Source organism: Falsiroseomonas oryzae, from assembly GCF_027856955.1.
In the GTDB taxonomy this organism is placed as follows: Bacteria; Pseudomonadota; Alphaproteobacteria; order Acetobacterales; family Acetobacteraceae; genus Falsiroseomonas; species Falsiroseomonas oryzae.
Window position 1 is genome coordinate 1 of record NZ_JAPSMD010000211.1, and the last position, 9,265, is coordinate 9,265.

The 9,265-nt window shown below is 72.7% G+C and carries 9 protein-coding genes and 1 tRNA gene; 6 read left to right on the forward strand and 4 right to left on the reverse strand.

From position 1 onward, the window contains the following. The first annotated feature begins 217 nt into the window (after positions 1 to 217). Positions 218 to 1,189, forward strand: a complete 972-nt coding sequence (locus OZN99_RS18570) for a Bug family tripartite tricarboxylate transporter substrate binding protein (RefSeq protein WP_270936759.1) — start codon at positions 218 to 220, stop codon at positions 1,187 to 1,189. A 6-nt stretch (positions 1,190 to 1,195) separates the two neighbouring features. Here the strand turns inward: OZN99_RS18570 and OZN99_RS18575 are convergent, their stop codons facing one another. Continuing rightward, entirely contained in the window at positions 1,196 to 1,993 is a 798-nt protein-coding gene (locus tag OZN99_RS18575) for an enoyl-CoA hydratase/isomerase family protein (protein ID WP_270936760.1), read from the reverse strand. A 118-nt stretch (positions 1,994 to 2,111) separates the two neighbouring features. Between OZN99_RS18575 and OZN99_RS18580 the strand changes: the two genes are divergently transcribed. Together OZN99_RS18580 and OZN99_RS18585 are read left to right on the forward strand one after the other, a co-directional pair. Beyond that, positions 2,112 to 3,629 (forward strand): AMP-binding protein, encoded by a 1,518-nt coding sequence (locus OZN99_RS18580; RefSeq protein ID WP_270936761.1) that lies wholly within the window; start codon positions 2,112 to 2,114, stop codon positions 3,627 to 3,629. Between the two features lie 98 nt (positions 3,630 to 3,727). After that, positions 3,728 to 3,804 (forward strand) — tRNA-Arg (locus OZN99_RS18585). Between the two features lie 83 nt (positions 3,805 to 3,887). Here the strand turns inward: OZN99_RS18585 and OZN99_RS18590 are convergent. The 3 genes from OZN99_RS18590 to OZN99_RS18600 form a co-directional block, all read right to left on the reverse strand. Continuing rightward, positions 3,888 to 4,877 (reverse strand): Bug family tripartite tricarboxylate transporter substrate binding protein, encoded by a 990-nt coding sequence (locus OZN99_RS18590; protein ID WP_270936762.1) that lies wholly within the window; start codon positions 4,875 to 4,877, stop codon positions 3,888 to 3,890. A 260-nt stretch (positions 4,878 to 5,137) separates the two neighbouring features. Further along, positions 5,138 to 6,145: an ABC transporter substrate-binding protein gene (locus OZN99_RS18595; RefSeq protein ID WP_270936763.1), complete on the reverse strand. Its 1,008-nt coding sequence runs from the start codon at positions 6,143 to 6,145 to the stop codon at positions 5,138 to 5,140. A 17-nt stretch (positions 6,146 to 6,162) separates the two neighbouring features. Continuing rightward, positions 6,163 to 6,936 (reverse strand): ABC transporter permease, encoded by a 774-nt coding sequence (locus OZN99_RS18600; RefSeq protein WP_270936764.1) that lies wholly within the window; start codon positions 6,934 to 6,936, stop codon positions 6,163 to 6,165. A gap of 68 nt (positions 6,937 to 7,004) precedes the next feature. Here OZN99_RS18600 and OZN99_RS18605 point away from each other — a divergent pair, with 68 nt between their 5' ends. The 3 genes from OZN99_RS18605 to OZN99_RS18615 all read left to right on the forward strand — a co-directional run. Continuing rightward, the gene (locus tag OZN99_RS18605; RefSeq protein WP_270936765.1) at positions 7,005 to 7,766 is read left to right on the forward strand and encodes an ABC transporter ATP-binding protein; all 762 of its coding nucleotides are present in this window, start codon (positions 7,005 to 7,007) and stop codon (positions 7,764 to 7,766) included. A 103-nt stretch (positions 7,767 to 7,869) separates the two neighbouring features. Continuing rightward, a complete protein-coding gene (locus tag OZN99_RS18610; protein WP_270936766.1) occupies positions 7,870 to 8,937 on the forward strand; it encodes a Kelch repeat-containing protein in 1,068 nt (355 codons plus the stop codon). A gap of 19 nt (positions 8,938 to 8,956) precedes the next feature. Next, positions 8,957 to 9,265 (forward strand): MATE family efflux transporter (locus OZN99_RS18615; protein WP_270936767.1); only part of this gene is annotated, 309 nt, incomplete at its 3' end.

Sequence of the window (9,265 nt, forward strand, 5' to 3'; positions counted from 1 at the left end):
GCCCCCGTGCTGGCGCCACGCGTGGCCGTGCCGCTGGTGGACGGCACCGCCGCGGCGGTGCGTCTGGCCGAGGCGATGGTGGGCCTCGCGCCGCCCGGCGCGCTGCGCGCACGGCGCCCGCGTGCCCTGACCGGCTACGCGGCGGAGGTCGCGTCGCTCTACGCCGGCTGACGGCATGATGCTTGCTTCGCTGCCGGCACCTCAGGAGAGATCCGCCATGTTCCGCCGCCACCTGCTGCTCGCCGCCGCCGCGCTGACCACGCCAACCCTGGCGCGCGCGCAGGGCGCCTGGCCGAACCGGCCGGTGCGCATCATCAACCCCTTCGCCCCGGGCGGCACCAGCGATCTGATCATCCGCCCGCTGACCGAGCGGCTGGAACGCGCCTTCGGCCGCCCCTTCGTGATCGACAACCGCGCCGGCGCCGGCGGCTCGCTCGGCACGGCCGAAGCGGCGCGCGCGGCGCCGGACGGGCACACGCTGCTGATCTCCAACACCGGGCCGCTGGCCGTCGCGCCCTCGCTGTTCAGCAACCTGGCCTATGACCCCTCCCGCGCCTTCGCCTGGGTCAGCATGTTCGGCGGCGCGCCGATCGTCTGCGCGGTGAAGGGCGACAGCCCGTTGCGCAGCATCGCCGAGTATCGCGACCTCGCGGCGCGCCGGGCGGAGGAGGTCTCCTTCGGCTCCTCCGGAGTCGGCTCGGTCGGCCACCTGACCGGCGTGCTCTGGTCGCTGGAGGCGCGCGTGCAGATGCTGCACGTGCCCTTCCGCGGCGCGGCGGAGGCGCAGCAGAGCGTGCTGGGCGGCAACACCACCTCGCTCTGGGACACCTCGGGCGCCAATGCGGGGGCGATCCGCGCGGGCAACCTCAAGGCACTCGCCGTCTCCTCGCCGGAGCGCGTGGCCGCGCTGCCCAGCGTGCCGACGCTGCGCGAGGCCGGCTTCCCCGGCTCCGTCTCCACCAACTGGTTCGTGCTGGCGGCGCCGGCCGGGCTGGACCCGGCCATCGGCGCACGGCTCAACACAGAGATCCAGGCGGCGCTGGCCGATCCTGCCATCAAGGAGCGGCTGGAGGGCATCGGCGTGGTGCCGCTCGGCAACCTGGCCCCGCAGCAGATCGCGGGCTTCGTGGCGCAGGAAGCCGCACGCTGGGCGCCTGTGGTGCGCGCCGCCGGCGTGCAGCCGAGCTGACGCGGCCTACTGCTTCTGCCGGGCCAGGAAGCGCTCCATCACGCGCTGCGGCTCGCCGGAGTCGAAGGCCTCGCGGTGCAGCAGTCGCGCGGCCTCGATGGTCTCGTCGAAGGCGGCCTGCGTGGCGGCGCAGATGCGCCGCTTGGTCAGCCGGAAGGCCAGCGGCGGCTTGGCGGCAAGCTCCGCCGCGATCTCCAGCGCCTTCGCGCGCACCTCCGCCGCCGGGACCAGGTGGTGCATCAGGCCGAGCCGGTGCGCCTCCTCGGCCGAGGCCATCCGGCCCGTCAGCGCCATCTCCGTGGCGCGCGCCAGGCCCAGCATCTCGCGCAGGATCCAGAAGCCGGTCGCGCTGACCATGCCGGAGTTGATCTCCGGCTGGCCCATGCGCGACCCCGCATGGCCGACCCGCACGTCGCAGAGCAGCGCGGCCTGGAAGGCAGAGCCGGCGGCGAGCCCGTTCAGCGCCACCACCAGCGGCTTCTCGAAGCGGCGGATCGTGCCGTAGAGGCGGCGCCACTCCTCGATCCAGGCCTCGGCGCGCGCGCCGTCGAAGGTCCGGCCCTCGTTGAGGTCCTGGCCGCCGCAGAAGGCACGATCCCCGGCGCCGGTCAGCACCACGGCACCGATCGCGGGATCGGCATTGGCCTGAAGCAGCAGCGCGACCAGCCGCGCGCGCATCGGCGCGTTCCAGGCGTTCAGCCGCTCCGGCCGGTTCAGCGTGATCAGCTGCGTGCCGCCGACCAGCTCGGCCAGCACATGCGCCTCGGCGTCCTGTCCGCCCCCGACCTCGGTCGTCTGCATCATCGCCCTCCCCTTCGCCGCTCGGCACGGCCCTGCCCGTCACATTGACACGGCGCCGACCGGCGGCAGAGTGGTGCCACGCGCCGCAGCGCGTCGGGCGCGCCATTGCCGCGGAGCACGCATGCACCAGGTTCCGCCCGTCCCTCTGCCGCCGCCGGGCGGCTTCGTCGAACTGTTCCGCGAGATCGCGCGGCGCGAGCCCGACCGCCTCTTCGCGATCTGCGAGGGCGCGCCGCTGCGCTTCGCGGAGCTGGACGCCGAGAGCGCGCGCCTCGCAGCCGCGCTGCGGAGGCGTGGCGTGTCGCGCGGCGAGCATGTCGCGGCGATGCTGCCGAACGGCCGCGCCGCGCTGGCGCTGATCATGGCGATGGCCCGGACCGGGATCGTCTGGGTGCCGCTCAACCTGCAACTGGTCGGCGATGGGCTGCGCTACATCCTGCGCCATGCCGCGCCGCGCCTGGTGGTGGCGGATGCGGAGCTGCTGCCGCGCCTGCGCGAGGCGGGTGCGCCCGACGCCATCACGCCGCAGCAGCTGGCGGAGGCAAGCCAGGACGGCTTCGCCGAGCCGCCGCCGGCGCCCGGCGACGACCTGGCGCTGTGCTACACCTCCGGCACGACGGGGCCGCCGAAGGGGGTCCGCGTCTCCCACCGCATGCTGCGGTTGGCCGGCGAGGGCGTGATCCTGGTGGCCGATGCCCGCGACGGCGACGTGATGTTCATGTGGGAGCCGCTCTACCACATCGGCGGCGCGCAGATGGTGGTGGCGCCGCTGCTGCGCCGCCTGCACCTGCACATGGTGTCGCGCTTCAGCGCCAGCCGCTTCTGGGACGAGGTGATCGCGGCGGGTGCCACCCATATCCATTATCTCGGCGGCATCCTGCAGATCCTGCTGAAGCAGCCGCCCGGCCCGCAGGAGCGCGCGCACCAAGTCCGCGCGGCCTGGGGCGGCGGCGCCCCGGCGGAGATCTGGCCGGAGGTGCGGGCGCGCTTCGGCCTGGGCTTGCGCGAGTGCTACGGCATGACCGAGTGTTCCAGCTTCACCACCGTCAACGACCGCAGCGTGGTGGGCTCGGTCGGCCGGCCGATGCCCTGGTTCGAGGTAGCGGTGCTGGACGAGGGCGGCCGCCCGGTGCCGACGGGCACGCGCGGCGAGATCGTAGTGCGCGCGCATGACGCCCTGGCGCTGACGCGCGGCTATCGCGACAACCCGGAGGCAACGGCCCGCACGCTGCGCGGCGGCGCGTTGCACACGGGGGACCTGGGCAGTCTGGATACCGAGGGCAACCTGTTCTTCCACGGCCGCATGGGCGATGGCGCGCGCGTGCGCGGCGAGAATGTCGGCGCCTGGGAGGTGGAAGCCGTCGCGGCGCGCCATCCGGAGGTGGCGGATTGCGCGATGATCGGGGTGCCGGGGGATTCGGGCGAGCAGGAGATCAAGCTGTTCGTGCAGGTCCGCCCCGGCGCGGCGCTCACCGCGTCCGAGCTCTCCGCCTGGCTTGCGCCACGCCTGGCCCGCTTTCAGCAGCCACGCTTCATCGCCGTCGTTCACGGCTTCGAGCGCACCCCCAGCCAGCGGATCATGAAGCACCGCCTGCCGCCCGGCCGTGAGGATTGCTGGGACCGGCTGGCGGCGGGGTGAGGGCGCCGCGGTGCGGGGCGGGGGGTCTCACCAACCCTGCCCCCCAGCGGTGCGTGAGGGGTTCCCCGGCGCGCCCTGATCCGCTATCTCAGGCGCACGGACCCGTAGCTCAGCTGGATAGAGCGTTGCCCTCCGAAGGCAAAGGTCGCACGTTCGAATCGTGTCGGGTCCGCCAATCCTCCCAACAGTTCGGCGTTCCGGAGTACGGAACCGCCGTCGGACTGGCACCTGCGCCCGCCCCGCGGGCCCGGCAGGCGGTCAGTCCAGCCGCAATCCCACCCGCTGGACGACCTCGCGATACAGCTCGAACTGGCGGTCGAGGAACGCGCGCGTGGCGGCCGGCGTGCTGTTCAGCTCCGGGACCGTGCCGGTCGACTCCAGGCGGTTGCGCATCGTCGGCTCGGCAATCGCGCGGGCAGCGGCACGGCCGATGGCCTCGACGATGTCGGGCGGCATGCCGGCAGGCCCTGCGAGCACCGTCCAGCTCGCAATCTCGAAACCCCGCACGCCCGCCTCGGCAATAGTCGGCACATCCGGGAAATTGGGGTCGCGATCCCGGGTGGTGACCGCCAGGAGACGGAGCGAACCATCGCGGACCTGGCCGATATTCGAACCCACCGTGTCGATCGCGAACAGCGTCTCGCCCTTCATGATGGCCTCGGCCGTCTGGGAGCCGCCGCGATAGGGAACGTGCACCGCCTCGACGCCGGCGGCCTTGCAGAAATACTCGCTGGCGAGGTGCGCGATCCCGCCGACGCCGGAGCTGGCGAAGGAGAACCGGCCGGGATTGGCCCGCAGCCGGTCCAGCAGCTGCGACACCGTCGTGATGCCGGCGTCGCGCGAGACCAGCAGGCCCATCGTGCTGATCCCGAAGAAGGCCAGGGGCGTGAAGTCCTGCGTCGGATGATAGCGCGCGGCGGCGGCCCCCGACGCCGGCGCGACCGCCAGGGTGGAGGCGGAGCCGACCAGCAGCGTGTAGCCGTCGGGACGCGCACGCCGGACGACATCCGCCCCGAGGGCGCTCCCGGCCCCCGGACGGTTCTCCACCACGGCGCGCCCGCCTTCGGCGAGATAGGGTCCGAGCCGCTCCGCCAGCAGGCGCCCGGCCAGGTCCGTCGCGCCGCCGGCGGCGAAGGGAACGATGATGGTGATGACTCGGTCCGGATACGCCGCCAGCGCCGGGCGCGCGACCAGACCCGTCGCTGCCGCACCCAACATGCCGAGACCGAGAGTGCGTCGCTGGATCATGCGTCCTCCTCGCGCGTCCGCCTTTGCGGATCGGATGTCTTGCCCGGGTTCGCGCGCCATGCGGGCGGGCGCTGGACGCTGACGATGGCCTCGTCGCGATCCGGGCAGATAGCTCGGCCTTCGGCGTACCGATCGACCGGAGCGGTCAGCCTAGGCGGAGCCGCATGGCGTGGGCAAGCGCACCGCGCGGGTGGCAGCGCTGCACCCGCCGGACGCCGGCGCCGCGATCCGGGCCATCGGCCCGGCCGGTCAGCCGAGGGTCAGGCCGATGGCTTCACCCGTGCATTGAACTCGTTGGTGAACAGCGAATCCAGCGCTGGCTGCCGCTCCAGCGTGCCGCCGGAGGCGGTGATCTCCAGCGTGGAGGCCATCAACTGCGGCAGCATCCAGCCGAGCCCATGCTCCCGAGACCGTTCCGTCACACAGAGCTCCAGCACATAGGGCATCGCCGCGAGGAGCGCACCGCGCTCGAGCCCCGCGCCGCCATCGGCCACCAGCGCATCCACCGCCGCGGCGGGGTCGGCCGCCGTTGCGGCCCAGCCGCGATAGGTGGCGCGGAGGAAGCGCCGGCAGAGATCGCCGCGCTGCCGCACCGTGTCGCGATGCGCGATGTAGGTGTGGCCGTAGAGCTGGAATCCGTGGTCGGCCCACAGCATGTGCCCGACATTGCCCTGGCCCAGCGCGCGTTCCCACAGCGGATAGCCGGAGTAGAGGTCGAAGGAGAGGTCCACCTCGCGCGAGACGACGATGGCCTGCTTCCCCTCCGGCCGCACGTTCACCATGGTGATGCTGTTCGGATCGACGCGGTTGGCGCGCGCGAAGGCGGGCCATACGACGCGGTGGCTGTCGCCGGGCGGCAGCGCCACCTTCTTCCCGGCCAGGTCGGCCGGCGTGCGGAAGTTCCGCTCCTTGTAGAAGAAGGCGTTGTTGGCCGCCTTGTCGAACACCACGCCGAGCATCACCAGGTCGGCGTTCTTCGCCACGGCGGCGATCACGGTCGGCGCGTCCGAGATGCCGAAATCGGCCTGCTTCACCTCGATGCGCCGCGCCGTGTCGGCGGAACCGGTGCCGCGGTTGATCGTCAGCTCGATCCCTTCCTCGGCGTAGAAGCCGCGGCGGCGCGCCAGGTAGAGCGGCGCGTGGTCGCCGGAGCCGAACCAGTTGAGCTGCAGCGTCACCCGCGTCGGCGCCTGGGCGCGCGAAGCGTAGGGCGCGGCGAGCGCCGCGGCGCCGAGCGCGAGCGCCCCGCGCCGTTGGATGCGTGTCATGGCGACGTCTTCCTCCCTCATGCGGTTGCCGTGTCCTCGCGCCGCTCCCAGGGCGTCAGCCAGCGCTCCGCCGCGACCACCAGCGCGTAGATCGCCAGGCCCAGGACGGAAATGAGGATCAGCGCGGCGAAGATGGCGGGCGTGTCCAGCGTGACGCCGGCCGCCATGATGACCGCGCCCAGCCCCTTCTCAGAGGCGACGAACTCGCCGACGATGGCGCCGACCACGGACATGCTGGCGTTCAGCTTCAGGCCGGCGAAGATGTAGGGGATGGCGTTCGGGAAGCGGATCTTGCGCAGCACCTGCCAGCGCGTCGCGCGCATGGCCTGTGTCAGCGCCAGCAGGTCGGGCTCCACCGCGCGCAGCCCGACGGCGGTGTTGATCACCATCGGAAAGAAGGCGACCGTCACGCCGATCAGGATGTTCGGCACGATCCCGTAGCCCAGCCAGAGCAGGAACAGCGGCGCCAGCGCGATCTTCGGCAGCGTGTTGAACAGCACCAGCAGCGGCATCACCGTCCGCTCGATCCGCGGGTCCCACACCACCGCGACCGCCAGCGCGATGCCGAGCACGGCCGACAGCACGAAGGAGCCCGCGACGGATAGCAGCGTCGCCGCCGTGTTCAGCCACCAGTCGAAGCGCGCCTCGCCCAACGCGGCGATCGCCGCGAGCGGCCCCGGCAGCACGAATTCCTTGACCTCGAGCCCGACGACCAGCAGGTGCCAGGCCAGCAGCATGGCGAGAAGCGCGAGCGCGCTCGGCAGGTAGTAGAGGATGGCGCGGTGGCCCATCGGCACGTCCCGGATGCGCGCGACGAGCCTACTTGCGGCGCAGCGGCGCCCGCAAGCAGGATATGGCCATGCAGCTGCCCTTGATCCGCCTGCGCGGCGTGCGCAAGACCTACCGCGCGGGCGACGGGCGCGAGGTGCTCGCTGTGTCGGAGGCGAGCTTCGACGTGGCGGAAGGCGAGCTGGTCGCGCTGGTCGGGCCTTCCGGCTGCGGCAAGACGACGCTGCTGAAGATCCTCGCCGGGCTGCAGCGCCACGACGCCGGGGAGGTGAGCCTGGGCGGCGGGCAGCCCTTCGACCCGGCGCGGGACATCGGCATCGTCTTCCAGCAGCCGCTGCTGCTGCGCTGGCGCAGCGTGCTGGACAACGTGCTGCTGCCGGCCGAGATCCTGGGCCTGCCGATGAAGCCCGCCCGCGACCGCGCCCGCGACCTGCTGCGACTGGTCGGGTTGGAGGGCACGGAGACGCGCTGGCCGCACGAGCTCTCGGGCGGGATGCAGCAACGGGCCTCCATCGCGCGGGCGCTGCTGCACGACCCGAAGCTGATCCTGATGGACGAGCCATTCGGCGCGTTGGACGCGCTGACTCGCGAGCGGATGAACCTGGAGCTGCTGCGCATCTGGGCGGAAAGCCGCAAGACCATCGTCTTCGTCACGCACGGCATCGCGGAAGCGGTGTTCCTGGGCACGCGCGTGGTCGTGCTCACCGCCGGGCCGGCCCGCATGGCGGACGACTTCCCGGTGGAACTGCCGCACCCACGCGCGCTGGCCGTCAAGACGACGGAGCAGTTCGGAACCTACACCCGCCGCGTCTACGGTCTGCTCGGCATGTAACGGTCCCGGGTCCGGCCGCGGGCCGGCCTGCCCGCCCGTTGTCGGTCGGCCGGACAGCGTGTTAGCTCGCCGTCGTCCAGGGACCACCGGGGAAGACAACGGGATGCTGCACCGCCGCCATCTGCTCGCCGGGGGCTTCGCCCTCGCCGCCGGGCCGGCCTTCGCGCAGGGCAACACGCATGCACACCAGGCCGGCCAGTTCGAGCGCCTGAACCAGCCGGGCCGCGTGGACCTGCCGGACCTGCACCATGCCCACGCCGTGACGGACAGCCCGGCGCCGCGCGCCCCCCGGCAGGGCGCCTGGCGCGCCCTGGCGCCGCTGCCGATCCCCCGCACCGAGATGGCCTGGGCGGTGGAGTATCGCGGGCGCATGCATCTGGTCGGCGGCTATGCCGAGCAGCGGGTGGACCGCGCCTATCACCACGCCTACGACCCGCGCACCGATGTCTGGGTGGAACTGGCGCAGGTGCCGCGCGGCGCCAACCATGTGGGCGTGGCGACGCTGGGCGACCGGCTCTACGCCTTCGGCGGCTTCCTGGAGCAGAACCGCACGCCGCACGACGGCGCCTATGCCTTCGACGGCGAGCGCTGGCACACGCTGCGCCGCCTGCCGGAAGCCTGCGGCGCCATGGCCTGCATCGCGCTGGACGGGCAGATCCACATCATCGGCGGCGCGATCGGGTCCGACAACCGCCGCTCGATCGACTGGCACCTGGTCTACGACCCGCGGACCGACCGCTACAGCCGCCGCCAGCCCATGCCGCTCGGCCGCGACCATGCCGGCATCGTCGTGGTGAACGGCGTGATACACCTGATTGCGGGCCGCGTGGACACCTTCCACACCAATTCGAACCTGCACCACACCTACGATCCGCGCACGGATTCCTGGACCTTCCGCGCACCGATCCCGACCGCGCGCTCCGGCCATGGCTGCGTCTGGTACCGCGATCGGATCTTCTGCATGGGCGGCGAGGGCACCAACCGCGTCTATGGCCAGAACGAGGCGTACAACCCCGCGACCGACAGCTGGGAAGCCTATGCGCCGATGCTGACGCCGCGGCACGGCATGGGCGCGGTGGTGATCGGCGATGCGGTCTATGTCGCCGGCGGCGGCCCGCAGATGGGCGGCGGCGTGAAGAGCGCGATTAACGAGGCCTTCAGCCTCGCCTGACCTGGGCCGCGCGGGCGCGGTGCCGAAGCAGTCGCCCGGCACGCGCCTGCGCGCGATCCTCGCGCTCGCCGCGCCGACCGCCTTCGTCTCGCTGCTGCAGGTCGCCGCGCAGCTCTTCGAGACGTGGCTGGCCGCGCGCCAGGGCACGGCGGCGCTGGCCGGCTGGGCGGTGGTGCTGCCCTTCGCGCTGCTGATGCAGATGATGTCGGCCGGCGCGATGGGCGGCGGCGTCGTCTCCGCCATCGCCCGCGCATTGGGCGGCGGCCGGCGCGAGGAAGCGGCCGCGCTGGTGCTGCACGCCGCGCTGATCGCGCTGGCCGCAGCGGCG